Below are 17,919 nucleotides of genomic sequence, written 5' to 3'. Positions count from 1 at the left end.
TTATGTTGTCTTACTTTACTTCGTAGCATACTAAAATAAGCATTAAATGCGCCGTGCCACAAGGTGTATCATTTTATGAATTACGATAGGCTAAATGAATAATTCAGATAACAATGCTCCCGGCTTACGACGCACTATGAAAATACACGCCATTAGTCAGGCCCTGCCTCAGGCACGTTATCAGCGTTGTCCCCAATGCGATACCCTTTTCTCACTGCCGCCGGTCAAATCGACACAAAGCGCCTACTGCCCCTGCTGTGAGGCAAAAGTACACAATGGCCGCGACTGGTCATTAACTCGCCTGGGGGCAATGGCCGTGGCGATGCTGGTGCTGATGCCGGTCGCCTTCTCCGATCCGCTGCTGCGCATTTATCTGCTGGGTTCAAAGATTGATGCGAACGTTATGCAGGGGATCTGGCAGATGGCGAGCCAGGGGGACGTGCTTACCGCCGCCGTGGTGCTCTTCTGCGTTGTCGGCGCCCCGGCGACGCTGGTCGCGGCTATCGCTTACCTTTGTTTTGGCAACATTCTGGGGATGAACCTTCGCCCGGTGCTGCTGATGCTGGATAAGCTCAAAGAATGGGTAATGCTGGATATCTACCTGGTGGGGATTGGCGTGGCCTGTATTAAGGTTCGCGAGTACGCTTTTATACAGCCAGGTCCAGGCCTCATCGCCTTTATCGTTCTGGTGGTCCTGAGCCTGCTGACGATGATCCACCTGAATATTGAGCAGCTTTGGGAGCGTTTCTATCCGCAGCGCCCGGCGCGCGCCTTTAACGCCCAGCTGCGAGTTTGCCTCGGCTGCCATTTCACCGGCGTGCCGGACGAGCGAGGCCGCTGCCCTCGTTGCCACGTGCCGCTGTACCATCGCCGTAAACAAAGCTTACAAAAATCCTGGGCGGCGCTGATTGCTTCCCTGGTCTTTCTGCTGCCGGCTAACCTGCTGCCTATTTCGATTATCTACGTGAACGGAGCACGCCAGGAAGACACCATTATGTCGGGCATTATCTCTCTGGCGCACAGCAATATTGCCGTCGCCGCGGTGGTATTTATTGCCAGTATCCTGGTGCCGTTTACTAAAGTTATTGTATTGATTACGCTTCTTATCAGCATTCATTTCAAATGCCAGCAGGGACTAAGAACCCGTATTTTGCTGCTGCGCTTTGTCACCTGGATTGGCCGCTGGTCTATGCTCGATCTGTTTGTCATTGCATTGATGATGTCACTGGTTAATCGTGACCAGCTGTTAGCTTTTACGATGGGTCCCGCCGCGGTCTTCTTTGGCGCGGCGGTTATATTAACTATTCTTGCCGTCGAATGGCTGGATAGCCGACTACTTTGGGACGCACATGAGTCAGGAAACGCCCGCTTCACCGACTGAGGCGCGAATTAAAACAAAACGCCGGATCTCCCCTTTCTGGCTGTTACCTATTATTGCGTTGCTGATCGCCGGCTGGCTGATCTGGACGACTTATCAGGAGCGCGGTAACACCGTTACCATCGATTTTATCTCTGCCGACGGCATTGTTGCCGGCCGTACGCCCGTGCGTTACCAGGGGGTTGAAGTCGGTACCGTGCAGAACATTAGCCTGAGCGACGATCTGCGTAAAATCGAAGTCAAAGTCAGCATCAAAAGCGACATGAAGGACGCTTTGCGGGAGGATACTCAGTTCTGGCTGGTCACGCCGAAGGCCTCTCTCGCCGGCGTATCCGGGCTTGATGCACTGGTTGGCGGGAACTATATCGGCATGATGCCGGGCAAAGGCGAGCCGAGCGATCATTTCACCGCGCTCGATACCCAGCCTAAATATCGCCTTGATAACGGCGAGTTGATGATACACCTGCATGCCCCGGATCTGGGCTCGTTGAACAGCGGTTCGCTGGTCTATTTCCGTAAGATTCCGGTTGGCCGCGTGTACGACTACGCCATCAATCAGAACAAACAGGGCGTGACCGTCGACGTGCTGATCGATCGCCGCTTCACGAACCTGGTGAAAAAAGGCAGCCGCTTCTGGAACGTGTCCGGCGTTAAGGCGGATGTAGGCCTGAGCGGGGCGAAAGTTCAGCTTGAAAGCCTGGCAGCCCTGGTGAATGGTGCGATAGCCTTCGACTCCCCCGATAACTCTGCCCCCGCAAAAGCGGATGACGAATTTGGGCTGTATGAAGACCTGGCCCACAGCCAGCGCGGCGTCATCATTAATCTTGACCTCCCGAGCGGCGATGGCCTCAAGGCTGGCTCGACAAAGCTGATGTATCAGGGGCTGGAAGTTGGCTCATTAACTAAGCTAAACCTTAACCCAGGCGGCGCCGTCACCGGTGAGATGACCGTAGACCCTGGCGTTGTTAGCCTGATGCGCAGTGGAACGCGTATCGAGCTACGCAGCCCTAAAATCTCGCTCGATAATCCGAGCATCAGTAGCCTGCTGACGGGCAGCACTTTTGAGCTCGTTCCAGGCGAGGGCGAGCCGCAGGCTAAATTTACCGTAGTACCAAGCGACAAAACGCCGCTACAGCAGCCTGACGTGCTGACGCTTTCCCTGAGCGCGCCGGAGAGCTACGGCATCGACGCCGGGCAGCCCATTATCCTGCACGGAATACAAATCGGCCAGGTGGTCGAGCGCAATCTGTCGGCGAAGGGTGTCACCTTCTCCGTTGCCATTGAACCGCAGTATCGCCACCTGCTGCAGGGCGACAGCAAGTTTGTCGTCAACAGCCGCATTGACGTGAAGCTCGGCATGGACGGCGTTGAGTTACTTGGTGCCAGCGCCAGTGAATGGGTAAACGGCGGTATCCGCGTGTTGCCGGGCAGCAAAGGCGAGATGAAAAGCAGCTATCCGCTTTACGCCAACATGGAAAAGGCCATCGAAAACAGCCTGAGCGACATCCCCACCACCACCTTAACGCTCACCGCCTCCAGCCTGCCCGATATCCAGACAGGCTCCGTGGTGCTGTACCGCAAATTCCAGGTGGGGGAAATTATCTCCATTCGCCCTCGCGCCAATAACTTTGATATTGATGTACATATCAAGCCGGAATACCGCAAGCTGCTGACGCCAAACACCGTGTTCTGGGCTGAAGGCGGTGCGCGCGTGCAGCTTAACGGCAGCGGGCTTACCGTTCAGGCTTCTCCGCTTTCTCGTGCCCTGAAAGGTGCCATCAGCTTTGACAATATGAGCGGTGCGAGCGTGGGCCAGGTCAAAGGCGAAAAACGCGTACTTTATGCTTCAGAAACCGCAGCGCGGGCGGTAGGCAGCCAGATAACGCTGCACACGTTTGATGCCGGGAAGCTTTCAGCAGGCATGCCAATCCGCTATCTGGGTATCGATATTGGTCAGCTTGAGTCGCTGAACCTGACGCAGTCGCGTAACGAAGTTGAGGCGAAGGCGGTCCTGTACCCGGAATATGTTTCCACCTTTGCACGGGGCGGCACCCGCTTCTCCGTTGTGACGCCGCAAATCTCGGCGGCGGGCGTCGATCATCTTGATACGATTTTCCAGCCTTACATCAACGTTGAGCCAGGCAACGGCAACCCACGCCGTGATTTCGAGCTACAGGAGGCGTCAATCACCGACTCCCGTTATTCCGACGGCCTGAACATCGTGCTCGAGGTGCCGGAAGCCGGTTCTCTGAGCATCGGCACTCCGGTGCTGTTCCGAGGGATTGAAGTTGGTACGGTGACCGGCATGACGCTTGGCAACCTCTCAGATCGCGTAATGGTTGGCCTGCGCATCAGCAAGCGCTACCAGCATCTGGTGCGTGAGAGTTCGGTATTCTGGCTGGCTTCCGGCTACAGCCTGGACTTTGGCTTAACCGGTGGCGTGGTCAAAACCGGGACCTTTAACCAGTTTATTCGCGGCGGCATTGCGTTTGCCACCCCACCGGGGATCCCGCTCTCGCCGAAGGCCGAAACGGGCAAACACTTCCTGCTGCTGGAAAGCGAGCCGAAAGAGTGGCGCCAGTGGGGAACCGCCCTGCCACGCTAACCCTCAAGCCCGGAGCGGTGCGCCGCCCGGGCAATTCCGTGTTAAACTGCGCCCCTTAATTTTTCCAGGGGCGTTTTTCATGGCTCAATCTACTGCCGTTTATCTTCCGCAACCTTTCCTCGACGCTATTCGCGATGCGCTTCCCGCAGACCAGACGCTGGAAAGCTTTATCGAATACTGCCAGCTGCCGCTGCGCCGCAGCCTGCGCGTAAATACGCTGAAGATCTCCGTGGCCGAGTTTCTCACGCTCGTCGCCCCTTATCACTGGCGCCTGACGCCGGTGCCGTGGTGTGCAGAAGGTTTCTGGATTGAGCGAGATGATGAAGAAACCCTGCCGCTGGGCAGTACGGCCGAACACCTGAGCGGCCTGTTCTACATTCAGGAAGCCAGCTCGATGCTGCCCGTCGCCGCCCTGTTTGCCGACGGCAATGAACCGCAGCGCGTGATGGACGTCGCCGCCGCCCCAGGCTCAAAAACGACCCAGATAGCCGCTCGTATGGGTAATACTGGCGCAATTCTGGCGAACGAATACTCTGCCAGCCGGGTGAAAGTCCTGCACGCAAACATCAGCCGTTGCGGTATCAGCAACGTGGCACTTACCCATTTTGACGGCCGCGTATTTGGTGCCGCCTTGCCGGAATCCTTCGACGCCATTCTGCTGGATGCGCCCTGCTCGGGCGAAGGCGTGGTGCGTAAAGATCCGGACGCCCTGCGCAACTGGTCACCTGAAAGCACGGCTGAGATAGCCAATACCCAACGTGAACTGATCGAAAGCGCTTTTCACGCTCTGCGCCCAGGCGGCACCCTGGTCTACTCAACCTGCACGCTTAATCGCCAGGAAAATCAGGAAATCTGCCAGTGGCTGCTGGATACCTGGCCGGACGCGGTAGAAATTGCGCCTCTCGACGAGCTTTTCCCTGAAGCAGCTCGCGCGCTGACGCCGGAAGGCTTCCTGCACGTCTTCCCGCAGATTTACGACTGTGAAGGCTTTTTCGTCGCACGTTTACGCAAAACGGCCTCCATCGAGCCGCTTCCAGCTCCCGGCTATAAAGTGGGAAAATTCCCCTTCGTGCCTATGAAGGGAAAATCGGCGGCAGAAGTCACCGCCGCCGCGGAAAAATCGGGTCTTACCTGGGGCGATGAACTCCGTCTGTGGCAGCGTGATAAAGAAATCTGGCTGTTCCCGACCGAAATAGAACCCCTTATCGGCAAAGTTCGTTTCTCCCGTATTGGCCTGAAGCTTGCCGAACAGCACAACAAAGGCTTCCGCTGGCAGCATGAAGCCGTGGTCGCGTTGGTAAAAAGTGACAACTCGCTTTGTTTCCCGCTGAGCGAAGCAGAGGCCGAAGAGTGGTACCGTGGGCGAGATATCTACCCAGAAGTGACACCGTCACGTGATGAGGTTGTTGTCACTTTCCAGGGGCAACCGCTTGGCCTCGCGCGTAAAGTCGGCTCACGCCTGAAGAACAGCTATCCGAGAGAGCTGGTCCGTGACGGCAAGCTTTTCGCCGCGCCGCAGGCTGGCTGAAGAAATAAGCACGTTTTAAGTTGGCAATTTGTGCTGCCTTGACTACGCTGAAAATGGGGTGACCTACTGGTCATACCACCTGCCGCAGATAACAAGGAGCCAAAGATGACAAAAACCAACGTCCGGATCGGCATCTTCGAAATTGACGATGCCGAATTACACGGTGAACAACAGGGGGATCGAACGTTAAGCATCCCCTGCAAGTCCGACCCTGACCTGTGCATGCAGCTTGATGCCTGGGATGACGAAACCTCGATTCCCGCCGTGCTGGACGGCGAACACTCCGTCCTTTACCTACAACATTACGACCAGCACCGTGATGCCTGGGTGATGCGTCTTGCATAACTCAAGATGAACCCGTCCACGAGACGGGTTACATAGATGACAAACAGCCGAAAAACGTGGTTTTCAGCTGTTTGGAGTAAACCAGAGAACATCATTCATTGTTTTCTTAGACCAAAGTGCATTATTTAAATCAATGATTTTTGCCAGCACGTTCTCCGTCCACGGGACGGATTATTTATTTCCCCCACTCCCTTTTGCTCCCCTACACTTAAACCAAACGAAGCGGTTCTGAGGCGCTAATGTTTGCTTTGGTTTTATTTGTTTGTTACCTGGACGGCGGCTGCGACGATTTGGTGCTTGAGGTGTTTACCAGCGAACGCCAGTGCCTGAGCGCGATGAGTGAACAGCGCATGCGCCACGGTGGATGTTACCCGGTAGAAGATTTTATCGATGGGTTCTGGCAGCCTGCCCGGCAGTACAGCGACTTCTGAGCAGGAGCCAGTGAAGACTAGCGGCTAAGCGGGCGCACCAACATTCTGATCGGTTTACCGTGGTACTCCACATAGTGCTGGAAAACAAAGCCGAAACGTTCCGCCAGCCCAATGGAACGTTGATTACCGTCGTCGATAATGCAGCACACCGGCCCGTCGAAGTTTTCATCCGCCCAGCCTAAAACCGCGCTGAGCGCTTCAGCCGCATACCCTTTACCGTGTACGGCCGGAATCAGCGACCAGCCCGCCTCAGGGTGCTCCAGCGCTGGCGTGAGGTTGCGTTTAGCTTCCTGGAAACCGAACGAACCGACAAATCGCCCACTCTGTTTCTCAAACAAAGCCCAGTAGCCATAGCCCAGCGCCTGCCAGTGGCCGATGTAGCGCATCAGCCGTCCCCAGCTCATCTCGCCGTCCTGCGGCTTCCCGCCGCCGATAAATTTGACCATTTCCGGATCGGCCCAGCAGGCGACCAGCGCCTCGTAGTCGCTCAGCGTGAAGTGGCGTAGAACGAGGCGTTCCGTTTCAAGGCGTGGTGCTTCAGTAACCATCATGACTCCGCTCAGTTTTACTCTTGTAATCGTTGTGTAAGGCCGGATTTGCAGGCGTAGATAATAGCGCACAGCAGCAGGCTAAACAGCATTGTGGCCAAAAAGACGCCGGCTCCCGTCAGGGTCAGCATTACACCGCCAATCAGCGGCCCCAGCGCAACGCCCAGCGTGGTCAGCGTAGAAGCCCCAAGATAAGCTCCCCGGTGCTCATCCGGCGCAAGCTGATCCAACAGGATATTCAGGTTAGGCAACAGAATCGCCTCACCGATGCTGAAAATAATCGTGACGCTCACCCATAGCAGCGCATCCGGCGTCCGCACGGACCAGAACAGAAGCTGTGAAATCGCAAAAATAGCGCCACCCAGCAAAATACGGTCAGGCAGGCTAACCTGCGCCAGAAAGCGAACCAGGAACAGCTGGGCTATCAACACCGTACAGGCGTTGGACACCAGAATCAGCGTAATCAGTTTCACCGCGGCTTCCGCGTCCAGGGTCAGCAAATAAAGCGGCACCACGGATTCATAATGAACGAAGACCACGGCGCACAACGTGCTGCACAACAGTGCCGCGACAAACAGTTTATCGCGAGCGATAATCAGCATAACGTCGCGCAATCTCACTGCCGATTTATGTTCGCTTCCATTGGCCACCAGCTTTCCGGCAGGAATAAACAGTAAGGTATAAACCAGCAGCGGCAAATAGCTGATGGCGGTTATCACGAACGTCCCTTTTTGCGACGTCAGCCCAAAAGCAATGCCGACCACCGGCCCGGTAACCGCCGCGACGTTCACCAGATAGTAACGAATCTGCAGCGCCAGGGCGCGGCGACGGCGATCGCCCAGGAGGTCACTCATCAGGGCACGAGTTGGCGGCTCAACCCACGCAAAACAGACGCCAACGATCATCAGGCCAATGATAAACAACGTCATTCCTGTCGCCAGCCCGAGCAGCGCATATCCCACGAACGACAGCGCGCAGCCAAGGGAAAGCACGCCCCGGCGGCCTAATTTATCCGACAGCTGTCCGCCATACATCCCCAGCATTACGGCTAAAAGCGCGCTACTGGTCATCGCTATCCCAACCGAGATAGGCGAAAGATGGTAATTACGGGTCATGATCACCGTCATAAACGGCCAGGCCATAAAATAGCTGAAGCGGATGACCAGGGTGAAAAACAGCAGCGCAATCACCGTCGCCGGGAAGGTTTTGACCGTCGGCCAAAAACCGCGCGCAGCGTCCTCCCGGACGGCATCGTTTGTCGTCATAAAGTGTCCTGTTATTTATCGTTATTGTGGAGGCGGGGCCGCTCAATATCACTAAGCGGTTAAATAGTAATAAGTTATTCCGTAATGGCTGGCAACGGAAATGTTGCAGAAATGTTTATTTCCCCAGCTTATAATTTAAACAGCCAGCCGGGCAGCGTAAAGTAGTGGGAAATTGTGATCGCGCGCTCAAAAAGCGGCATTTCATGCTGAGAGAGATCGGCAGTAGCCGGCAGCCTGACGCTGCCGGAAAAAAGACTAAAGTTTGCCGCTCAATCGTTGATGGAAATCCGCGCTGTGGGTATCCAGGCCAACAATCTCAACGCGCGTCTGGTAACGTTGATAACGCGTTTCAATGGCGTCGAGCACGGCAACGGTGGAGGCATCCCAAATTTGCGCATAGGTAAGATCGATAATCACCCGCGGCGGATCGTCGGCATAGTGAAAATGTTCCACGAGGTCATTACTGCTGGCGAAGAACAGCGGCCCGCGCACCAGGTAAGTCACTTCGCTCCCATCCTCAGCAAGCTGCCGTTCGGCGCGCACTACGTGGGCGATGCGGCGAGCAAACAGCATCATCGCGAAGATAGCGCCGCCGAGCACGCCAAGCGCCAGGTTATCGGTATAAACCGTTACGGCGACGGTGGTGAGCATCACCAGCGTTTCCGGAAGCGGCATGCGTCGCAGCGTGGCGGGCGAGATGCTGTGCCAGTTCAACGTTTTCACCGCCACAATCATCATAATCCCGGCCAGCACCACCATTGGGATTTTGGCCATCACCTCGCTCAGCGCGGTCACCAATAGCAATAACACCAGCGCAGCCGCCACCGTCGAAAGCCGCGTACGCCCTCTTCCCAGCTCGACGTTAACGATGGTTTGCCCGATCATTGCGCAGCCGGCAATACCGCCATAAAAACCGGCGAAGATATTTGAAACGCCAAGCCCCCAGCACTCACGGCGCTTACTGGACGGCGTGTCGGTCAGGTCATCCACCAGCTTCGCGGTCAGCAGCGATTCCATCAGCCCAACGAAGGCAATACTCAGCGCACAGGGCCAGATAATTTGCAGCGTCTCAAGGTTCAGCGGCACCATTAGCTCCGTTAATCCAGGCAACCCTGCCTTCATTGGCCCACTGTCGCCGACCGTCGGCAACGTCCAGCCCATGGCAGCACTCAGGCCGGTCACCAGCACGATAGCCACCAGCGGTGAAGGCACTGATTTCAGCACCTTCGGCAGCAGCACCACCACGCTAAGCGTCACGGCAAACAGCCCCCAAACCAACGGCGATTGCCCCCAGACATGAGGCACCTGAGCGAAGAAAATAAGTATGCCCAGGGCGTTAACAAAACCGGTCATCACCGAAAGCGGTATATAACGCATCATACGCGCCAGCCCGGTCACGCCGAACAGGATTTGGATCGCCCCGGCCAGCACCACCGCAGGCAGGATATAGCCGATGCCGTACTGGTGAACCATCGGCCCAATCACCAAAGCTACCGATCCTGCCGCGGCGGTGACCATCGCCGGGCGGCCGCCCAGGACAGACATGGCAAAACAGAGCACGATGGAGGCGATCAGGCTGACTTTCGGGTCGACGCCCGCAATCAGCGAAAAGGAGATAACTTCGGGGATCAGCGCCAGCGCGGTTACGACCCCGGCAAGCACTTCGCGCTGGAACAGCCGGGGTGAACGGAGCACGGCGCGCAGGCTATTCTCGTGGGCATGTTGAGCGGCAGGCTCGGTTTGATTTGTCATAGTGGATGCAGGCTTATTGTCATGGATGCCGCGTCTCTCACGGAACGCGGTCAAAGAGGCCGGAATTGTAGCCTTGTCGCCATACTGATGCGAATTTTTGTGACCGACATCACCTGTTACAGGCCAGCCATGGCCTGACCCCGTCGTTTGCGCAACAAATAATTAACAAATTAAGCAAAAAACGCTGGACGGCGAGCTATCAAGGTGTGGTATGGTTTTAGCGCACTGGTCGAGCCAAAGCGTTATGGGAAACGCTTTACGCGCAAGCGGGCTGACGAGTTCCCGAATAAAAAAAAGACCGAACACGATTCCTGTATTCGGTCCAGGGAAATGGCTCTTGGGAGAGAGCCGTGCGCTAAAAGTTGGCATTAATGCAGGCTAAGTCGCCTTGCCTCTTAAGAATAGATTACCGACGCAGGTTTTCCAGTCCGCAACAAAAGTGGTCAGAAAAAAGCCGCGTTTCAGGTGACTGTTTATGCAAAAACAGCAATATCCCGTTGAGGCTATTGCTGTTTTTTATGATAAAAATTTGTGTGGTTTTTATTCGCTACACAGCTTTTGCGCACGTTCAATGAAGGGTTCGAGACTCATCTTCTGGCCAGGATGCTGCGGATCGTCGACCTGAATCACGCTAATAGGCTGCCCGCTCGTTTTACCGCTCTTAATCTGCTGTTCGGCAATGGCGTTCAACGGATACTGCATCAGGGTGCTTGGGTTGATGGCAAACAGCGCATTCCCCGCCCTGCAGCTCAGCATCACCTCTTCACGGTTGAATGCCCAATTGTCTTTACCCACCTCAAACCGACTAACGGTGATAATTTGCGGGGCAGCCAGCGCAGAGCCCGCGCAGGCCAGCAGCAGTAAAGTCAAAATGCTCTTTTTCATGAGTCTCTCATATAACCAATTTGTGCCGTCAGAACGGCTCCCAGGTGGCGAATATGCTGACAAGCAGCAGTACCGCTACCGACAAAATCACTTCCAGCCAGGTCAGCTGAATAAAGCGCCGCTGCGCCCCGGCTTGCGCAGCGTCAAAACGAGGTACCAGCATATAGCGATTGATCAGCGCCAGCGTCACCATCACCAGCACCAGCCCAGCCTTCAGCGCCAGTAATCGTAAATAGCCGCTTTCCAGCGGCAGCGACCAGCCCAGAATCAGCAGGCTGTTAACAACCCCGGTCACCAGCACCGCCGCCACGGCAAGGTGCCCGTAGCGTGAAAAGCGCATCATCGCCGTAATTGCCGGGCCGCGCCAGCGCGGCTTGTGCGCCATATGCATACACACCAACAGCGGAAGCAGGCCCCCAACCCACCAGGCCGCGCTCAGCAGGTGAATGGCGTGGTTGATACGCTGGAACGCGCCAAGGGCGCCATCATGCATCGCGGCGTGCCCTACTCCGGCCAGAACGATCAGCTGTGCGGCGGCAAACAGCAGCAGCAATCCCTGCATCGCGCGTGGCCCAATAAGCACCACCGCCAGCGTCACCACGGCCAGCAACAGCTGCCATATCCAGACGGATCCAAAGCGGGTGGACAGTACAGCCTGCCATACGTCCGGGGAAATCACGTCGCGCCAGCCGTCGCCCATTAGCCCGGCCTGGGCCATAAACAGCAGGCAAGCGCTGACCAGCGACAGCCAAACGGCAGGCCGCCACTGCGCCCTGAGTCGGCGTACAAGAATGGGTTTAAACCGTTGCGGAGCCAGCAGTGAACAGCAGATGGCGCTGCCAAGCAGCACCATCAATGCGGTGAAATGGACAAAACGCAGCGCGATGTAAAACGCCGACAGCATGGCGCTTACTTCACGGAGAAGTGATAGTTACCCTTGGTTTTGTGCCCGTCGACCGACACGACATGCCAGTCAACAGAATAGTCACCCGGCTTTAAGGCCTCTTCTACCGGCACAATCAGCTGTTTATTGTCGGCTTCGGCAACCTTCACTTTCCCGGTCTTCACCGCTGATTTCTGCGGGCCAGTCACGGCCACGCCGCTGAAGCCAGGCTCAACGCCTTCGGAGAAGCTCAGGGTCAGCGCCTGTGGGGACGTGGTCACGGCAGAATCAGCGGCCGGAGACTGTTGCTTCAGGTGAGCGTGAGCGAAAACGGCTGGAGAAACGGCCATAGCAGCGACAAATGCCGCGACGGTTGCGATGCGGGAGGAGATGAACGCCATATTAACTATTCCTTTTTGTTATGTGATAAGGCGGAAAGGATAACCCCGGCCCGTTATCAAGTCGAGACGGGAAAAGCTATTGTTACTTGTCATCCGGGGCGCAAAACAGTAACTTCTGCGCTGACATTGCAGGAGGATATGATGAGCTACAATCTCGCCGATTTACCCCAGGAAGAAATGGATAAAGTTAACGTCGATCTCGCCGCCGCCGGGGTTGCGTTTAAAGAGCGCTATAACATGCCCGTCGTGGCTGAAATGGTAGAGCGTGAACAGCCGGAGCATCTTCGCGGCTGGTTTCGTGAAAGGCTGATTGCCCATCGTCTGGCGTCGGTAAATTTATCCCGCTTGCCGTACGAACCGAAGCAAAAATAAAAGCTTAATATTGCCCTCGCTGCTTATAAAAGTAATTCCTGCTCAGTTCACCACTAGCTTTAGCCCATCCGTCGGAACAAGAGGTTGGCATGACAAGTTCATTGCTTTACGCTAGTGCCTGAAGCCTGTTAACGGAGCCCGAAATGCTGCGCATTATAGATACGGAAACCTGTGGATTGCAGGGTGGCGTGGTGGAAGTGGCGTCGGTCGATATCCTCGACGGCCAGATTGTGAACCCGATGAGCGACCTTGTTCGCCCAGACCGCCCGATTAGCCATCAGGCGATGGCCATCCATAAAATTACCGAAGAGATGGTGGCCGATAAACCCTGGATTGAAGACGTGATCCCCCGCTATCACGGTAGCCGTTATTATGTTGCGCACAACGCCAGCTTTGATAGCCGCATGCTGCCTGAAATGCAGGGAGACTGGATTTGTACCGTGAAGCTGGCGCGTCGCCTATGGCCGGGCATTAAATACAGTAACATGGGCCTGTATAAGTCGCTGAAGCTGCACGTGGACACGCCCGCCGGGCTGCATCATCACCGAGCGTTGTTCGACTGCTATATCACCGCAGCCCTGTTGTTAAGAATTATGGACGTGTCCGGCTGGACGCCGGAAGAAATGGTCACGATAACCGGCCGTCCGGCGCTGGTGACCACTATGATGTTTGGTAAATACCGCGGTAAGCCTATCGCGGAAATCGCCGAAGACGATCCGGGTTATCTGCGCTGGATGCTCAACAACATCAAGGAGCTAACGCCGGATCTTCGTATGACCTTAAAACATTATCTTGCCGCCAACGCGGCTGACTAGTGTGCCCGCCCTGGCAGCGTCCCCTGCGCCAGGGCTATCAGGAAAGCAAACTCCAGCGCCACGCCTTCGTAAGCTTTAAAGCGCCCCGACTTGCCGCCGTGCCCGGAGTCCATGTCCGTGCAAAGCAGCAATAGCGTATCGCCCCGCTTGTAGTCTCGCAATTTGGCGACCCACTTCGCGGGCTCCCAGTACTGCACCTGTGAATCATGCAGCCCGGTCGTCACCAGCAGATGAGGATAAGCCTGCTCGTGAACCTGGTCGTAAGGGCTGTATTGCTTCATGTAGTGATAATACTCTTCGTCCTGAGGATTGCCCCACTCTTCAAATTCACCGGTTGTGAGCGGGATCGACTCATCAAGCATCGTCGTCACAACATCGACAAACGGCACCTGAGCCACCACGCCATGGAATAATTCAGGACGCAGATTGATTGCCGTCCCCATCAGCAGGCCGCCTGCGCTCCCGCCCATGCCATAAAGCAATTTCGCATCGCCATAGCCCTGCTTAGGCAGCTCGTCACACACGTCCAGGTAGTCGTTAAAGGTATTATTTTTTTTCAGGTACTTACCGTCTTCGTACCACTGCTGCCCCAGCTCGCCGCCGCCGCGAACGTGGGCTATCGCATACACAAAACCTCTGTCCAGCAGGCTCAAACGGCTGCCGCTGAAATCCGCATCCATGCTGCTGCCGTAAGACCCGTAGCCATAGACCAGCAGAGGACTTTTCCCCCGGCGAAAATGCTTGCGGTGGTAAACCAGCGAAACCGGCACCTGCACCCCATCCCTGGCCGTCACCCACAGATGTTCACTGCGGTAGTTGCTGGCCTCAAAACCGGCAACATGGGTTTGTTTGATGACCTTCCGTTCACCGCTGTCCATATCCAGCTCGAAGAGCGTATCCGGCGTAGTCATTGAGGAGTAGCCGTAACGCAAGTGAGAAGTTTCGGGCTCGGGATTGTAGCCAAGCCAGGTGACATAGGCCGGATCGTCAAAAGCAATACCGGTGGACTCGCGCGTATGGCGATTAATCTGGCGCAGGCTGGTTAGCCCCTGCTGTCGCTCTTCAACCACCAGCCAGTCGCGAAACAGCGTGAAGTCCTCGAGCATGACCTGCTCCCGCGCGGCAATAAGCGTTTCCCACTGCTTCTCATCCCGGACGGTGCTGCGGTAAAGACCGAAATTTTTGCCGTCTTTGTTAGAGCGAATGTAGAAACCGTGCTGATAGTGATCGACCGTATATTCATGATCTTTCCGGCGAGGCGTAAACACGTGAGGCTCGGCGTCAGCAAGCTCTGCATCCAGCAACAAAACCTCACTCGTCGTCGCGCTGGCAAGATGGATGACAACAAAATGCTGCGAGGTCGTTTTATGCAGGCTGACGTAAAAAGCGTCATCTTTCTCTTCATACACCAGTTGATCGTCGGCAACCGGGTGGCCAGGCGTGTGCCGCCAGACCTGATAAGGCAGCAAGGTTTTGGGGTGTTTTCGCACGTAGTAAAGCGTGACGGAGTCATTTGCCCAGACAAAACTGGTCGAGACGTTTTCAAGCAGCTCAGGATACCAGTTTCCGGTTTTTAAATTGCGCAGGCGCAGACCAAACTGGCGGCGAGACAGGTAATCCTCCGCCAGCGCCATAACGGTATTATCCGGCGTGATAGCAAGCCCGCCCATGGTGTAGAACTCGCTGTGGGCGGCGCGCTGGTTGGCATCCAGCAGAACTTCCCAGCCCTCCCACTCTTCGCGAACCGCAGACTGCCGTTGATAAATCGCGTACTCATTTCCCTTCTCGTAAACCTGACGGTAGCGGAAGCCGTTTTTCACATAGGGCGCAGAAACATCGTGAGGTGGAACACGAGCTATCATCTCTTTGAGCAATTGATCCTGCAGGGCTCGCTGGCTCTCCATGATTTTTTTGCCGTAGTCGTTTTCCAGTTCGAGGTACGCCAGGACTTCGGGATCGGCACGGTCATCATCACGTAGCCAATAGTAGTTATCCAGGCGGGTATCGCCATGAAGCGTCATAGCGTGAGGAATTTTTTTGGCTTTGGGTGGCATCACTTTCAACATTTTCCGTTTAACACCCAGTAAGGGTGGCAAATTCAGCCGAGCTTGCAAGCGGAACCTGAAGGATTAAAAGAAAAAGCCGGGCAGAACCCGGCAGATTGGGAATCAGAGGGATTAAACCGGGAGCGCCTGTTTTTGCTGCTGAAGATCCTGCTCGATGCCTGCCCGGACATCCTGAGGAATGTTTAACGCATCACCCAACGCGCTCAGATAGCTGCGCTCCATAAAGTGATCGATATCGATGGCGGTGCAGCTCAGGTAATAAATCTCCAGCGCCTCTTCCTCGTTTCTAACGCCCTGAGCAAGCAGCTGTGGATCTAAAGGCCTGTCGATGGCCCGCTCGACCAGCGCTTTGCCTTCACCCTCGATGCCCACTTCACGCAGCTGCTGTTCGATAAACTGACGCTCCTTCGCGTCAATATGGCCGTCGCTTTTGGCGGCAAAGACCAAAGCCGTGATCAGCCGTTCAGTTCGAACATCAACCGACGAGTGCGGCTCGCTATAACCCGCAGTAGCAGGCTGATTCTGGCGAACCCGCTCTTTGTATTTGTTCCATAGCACGCTACCGGCGACGGCCCCGCCGCCAACCAATAAGGCGCTGGTGCCGTATTTAGTTAGCAGTTTGCGCGAGGATTTGCTTGCCAGCAGTAACCCGGCTAATCCGCCCAGCGCCCCCGGCACCAGAAGCTTGCTAAGCCCTTCCGGGCCAGCACCGGCCGCAGGCTGCGAAGAGTGTTGGGAGGAGGTAGATTGCCCCAGTAAAGACTGAAGCTGCTGTAACCAGTTATTCATGACGGGTACCTTTTGTTGGCTTAACTCGTCGAGAGTAGGTCACGGGACGTCAAGAAACGTCGGTCAGCGCTAAAGATGGGAAAAGAATAGCGCCGGCGGCCCGGCGCATGCAGCAAAAATTACGCTGCTTTAGTCCGTTTACGTCCAGGGTGTTCGCTGACGTTATCTTCCGCAGCCGGCGCTTGCTCAGCCTCAGTAGCTTCTGTTTCAGGCTCAGCCGGATTTAACTGTGGCTCCGGTAGCTTGCCGTTTTTCAGCACGCCCGCCAGCAGATCCTTGTTTTCCGCCATCCACATTGCCAGGGTATCGTTTTGCCCTTCCTCAAGCGTAAGCGGGCTTTGCTGCAGCCATTCGCCAAGCACTTCGGCCAGATCCAGCATTTTGTCGTAAGCGTCAGCGTCCTTTTTACTGGCAAAGGCCATTTTTTCTTGTCCCTCTCTCACCACCACGTATTTAATCTCGACCGCCATTTTGCAGCTCCGTTTTACCTGTTTATTTATCCAGTATATCGCCAATCATTTTATCACACAAGCCGTAAAGCCGCTGCCAACGCAAACGTTTTCGTTTATACTGCCGCGGTCTTTTTCTTTGTTAAGGCTAAATCACATGTCAACGTTGGGAACAGCTCTGCGCCCGGCAGCTACGCGAGTTATGCTGCTGGGTTCCGGTGAATTGGGTAAAGAAGTGGCCATTGAATGTCAGCGTCTCGGGGTTGAAGTTATCGCCGTTGACCGCTATGCGAATGCCCCTGCGATGCACGTTGCGCACCGCAGCCATGTCATCAATATGCTGGATGCCGCTGCATTAAAAGCGATCGTCGCCGCCGAAATGCCCGATTTTATCGTTCCTGAAATTGAAGCCATTGCCACCGATGCCCTGCTGGAACTTGAAGCGCAGGGTCAGCGCGTGGTGCCCTGCGCTCGTGCGACTAAGCTGACCATGAACCGCGAAGGTATTCGCCGCCTGGCCGCAGAAGAGCTTCAGCTGCCAACCTCCTCCTACCGCTTTGCCGATAGCGAAGAGGCTTTCCAGCAGGCCGTCCAGGAGATTGGCCTGCCTTGTATTGTCAAACCGGTGATGAGTTCATCCGGTAAAGGCCAAAGCTTTATTCGCACCGCCGACCAGTTGGCGAAAGCATGGGAGTACGCGCAGCTTGGCGGGCGCGCCGGTAAAGGCCGCGTGATCGTTGAAGGCGTGGTCAATTTTGATTTTGAAATCACCCTGCTGACCATCAGCGCCGTCGACGGCGTGCATTTCTGTGCGCCTATAGGCCACCGTCAGGAAGATGGCGACTACCGCGAGTCATGGCAGCCACAGCAGATGAGCGATATCGCGCTGGCAAGATCGAAAGAGATTGCGGAGAAAGTGGTCACCGCGCTGGGCGGCCACGGTCTGTTTGGCGTTGAGCTGTTCGTTTGCGGTGATGAGGTGATTTTCAGCGAAGTCTCCCCTCGCCCGCACGATACCGGCATGGTGACGCTGATTTCGCAGGATCTCTCTGAGTTTGCCCTGCACGTTCGCGCCTTCCTCGGCCTGCCCGTCGGAGAGATTCGCCAGTATGGTCCGGCTGCGTCGGCGGTGATCCTGCCCGAACTGCATAGCGACAACGTTAAGTTCAGCAACGTGGGCGCTGCGCTGGGCGGGGGTTTACAGGTTCGCCTGTTTGGCAAGCCGGAAATCGCCGGTAAACGCCGTATGGGCGTGGCGCTGGCAACCGGGAACAACGTCGATGAAGCTATCGCCCGCGCCGTGGCATCTGCCGCGCAGGTGAAGGTAGAAGGCTAAAAAAAAAATCGCCCCCAGGTGAGAGCAATTTAATCATTGAGCCCCGCTAAACTGGACTGCACCCCAAAAGT

17 protein-coding genes are annotated in these 17,919 nt (G+C 55.8%); 8 read left to right on the top strand and 9 right to left on the bottom strand.

The window, feature by feature from the left end; all coding sequences use genetic code 11:
• Nucleotides 1–136: 136 nt before the first annotated feature.
• From yebS to HX778_RS04870, 5 genes are all read left to right on the top strand, one after another.
• A complete protein-coding gene (gene yebS, locus HX778_RS04890) occupies nt 137–1,381 on the top strand; it encodes a membrane integrity lipid transport subunit YebS (protein ID WP_370527347.1) in 1,245 nt (414 codons plus the stop codon).
• The gene (locus tag HX778_RS04885; RefSeq protein WP_038482034.1) at nt 1,350–3,983 is read left to right on the top strand and encodes a PqiB family protein; all 2,634 of its coding nucleotides are present in this window, start codon (nt 1,350–1,352) and stop codon (nt 3,981–3,983) included. The genes yebS and HX778_RS04885 overlap by 32 nt, the downstream gene beginning before the upstream one ends.
• A gap of 79 nt (nt 3,984–4,062) precedes the next feature.
• Entirely contained in the window at nt 4,063–5,511 is a 1,449-nt protein-coding gene (gene rsmF, locus HX778_RS04880) for a 16S rRNA (cytosine(1407)-C(5))-methyltransferase RsmF (RefSeq protein ID WP_176981411.1), read from the top strand.
• A 105-nt stretch (nt 5,512–5,616) separates the two neighbouring features.
• Nucleotides 5,617–5,856 (top strand): YebV family protein, encoded by a 240-nt coding sequence (locus HX778_RS04875; RefSeq protein ID WP_038482028.1) that lies wholly within the window; start codon nt 5,617–5,619, stop codon nt 5,854–5,856.
• Between the two features lie 239 nt (nt 5,857–6,095).
• Nucleotides 6,096–6,287, top strand: coding sequence for a YebW family protein (locus HX778_RS04870; protein ID WP_176981410.1), 192 nt, complete (start codon nt 6,096–6,098; stop codon nt 6,285–6,287).
• 17 nt (nt 6,288–6,304) lie between these two features.
• On the opposite strand, the gene HX778_RS04865 is transcribed toward HX778_RS04870, so the two are convergent.
• The 6 genes from HX778_RS04865 to yobA all read right to left on the bottom strand — a co-directional run bounded on the left by HX778_RS04865 (nt 6,305) and on the right by yobA (nt 12,021).
• Nucleotides 6,305–6,838 (bottom strand): GNAT family N-acetyltransferase, encoded by a 534-nt coding sequence (locus HX778_RS04865; RefSeq protein ID WP_176981409.1) that lies wholly within the window; start codon nt 6,836–6,838, stop codon nt 6,305–6,307.
• 14 nt (nt 6,839–6,852) lie between these two features.
• Nucleotides 6,853–8,100 carry an MFS transporter gene (locus tag HX778_RS04860; protein WP_176981408.1) on the bottom strand — a complete coding sequence of 416 codons (1,248 nt, stop codon included), beginning with the start codon at nt 8,098–8,100 and terminating at the stop codon, nt 6,853–6,855.
• A 255-nt stretch (nt 8,101–8,355) separates the two neighbouring features.
• The gene (locus HX778_RS04855) at nt 8,356–9,852 is read right to left on the bottom strand and encodes a SulP family inorganic anion transporter (RefSeq protein WP_176981407.1); all 1,497 of its coding nucleotides are present in this window, start codon (nt 9,850–9,852) and stop codon (nt 8,356–8,358) included.
• A 540-nt stretch (nt 9,853–10,392) separates the two neighbouring features.
• Nucleotides 10,393–10,737 (bottom strand): YebY family protein, encoded by a 345-nt coding sequence (locus HX778_RS04850; RefSeq protein ID WP_038481874.1) that lies wholly within the window; start codon nt 10,735–10,737, stop codon nt 10,393–10,395.
• Between the two features lie 28 nt (nt 10,738–10,765).
• Entirely contained in the window at nt 10,766–11,641 is an 876-nt protein-coding gene (copD, locus tag HX778_RS04845) for a copper homeostasis membrane protein CopD (protein ID WP_038481871.1), read from the bottom strand.
• Nucleotides 11,642–11,646: 5 nt separating this feature from the next.
• Complete coding sequence (gene yobA / locus HX778_RS04840; RefSeq protein ID WP_038481868.1) at nt 11,647–12,021, bottom strand: CopC domain-containing protein YobA; 375 nt, start codon at nt 12,019–12,021, stop codon at nt 11,647–11,649.
• Between the two features lie 141 nt (nt 12,022–12,162).
• On the opposite strand from yobA, the gene HX778_RS04835 reads away from it, so the two are divergent.
• Both HX778_RS04835 and exoX read left to right on the top strand, forming a co-directional pair.
• Complete coding sequence (locus tag HX778_RS04835; RefSeq protein WP_167549833.1) at nt 12,163–12,393, top strand: DNA polymerase III subunit theta; 231 nt, start codon at nt 12,163–12,165, stop codon at nt 12,391–12,393.
• 143 nt (nt 12,394–12,536) lie between these two features.
• Nucleotides 12,537–13,208, top strand: coding sequence for an exodeoxyribonuclease X (gene exoX, locus HX778_RS04830; protein WP_038481862.1), 672 nt, complete (start codon nt 12,537–12,539; stop codon nt 13,206–13,208).
• Here exoX and ptrB read toward each other — a convergent pair.
• The 3 genes from ptrB to HX778_RS04815 all read right to left on the bottom strand — a co-directional run bounded on the left by ptrB (nt 13,205) and on the right by HX778_RS04815 (nt 16,533).
• Complete coding sequence (gene ptrB / locus HX778_RS04825; protein ID WP_176981432.1) at nt 13,205–15,262, bottom strand: oligopeptidase B; 2,058 nt, start codon at nt 15,260–15,262, stop codon at nt 13,205–13,207. The genes exoX and ptrB overlap by 4 nt on opposite strands.
• 123 nt (nt 15,263–15,385) lie before the next feature.
• On the bottom strand, nt 15,386–16,063 hold the full coding sequence (locus HX778_RS04820; protein WP_038481860.1) for a tellurite resistance TerB family protein: 678 nt from the start codon (nt 16,061–16,063) through the stop codon (nt 15,386–15,388).
• A gap of 119 nt (nt 16,064–16,182) precedes the next feature.
• On the bottom strand, nt 16,183–16,533 hold the full coding sequence (locus HX778_RS04815) for a YebG family protein (RefSeq protein WP_176981406.1): 351 nt from the start codon (nt 16,531–16,533) through the stop codon (nt 16,183–16,185).
• A 136-nt stretch (nt 16,534–16,669) separates the two neighbouring features.
• Here HX778_RS04815 and purT point away from each other — a divergent pair, with 136 nt between their 5' ends.
• Nucleotides 16,670–17,848, top strand: coding sequence for a formate-dependent phosphoribosylglycinamide formyltransferase (gene purT, locus HX778_RS04810; RefSeq protein WP_176981405.1), 1,179 nt, complete (start codon nt 16,670–16,672; stop codon nt 17,846–17,848).
• Nucleotides 17,849–17,919 lie beyond the last annotated feature (71 nt).

The organism is Cedecea sp. P7760, from assembly GCF_013386425.1.
In the GTDB taxonomy this organism is placed as follows: domain Bacteria; phylum Pseudomonadota; class Gammaproteobacteria; order Enterobacterales; family Enterobacteriaceae; genus Cedecea; species Cedecea selenatireducens.
The sequence above is the reverse complement of the archived record's forward strand: the minus strand, read 5'-3'. Positions and strand labels throughout refer to the sequence as shown.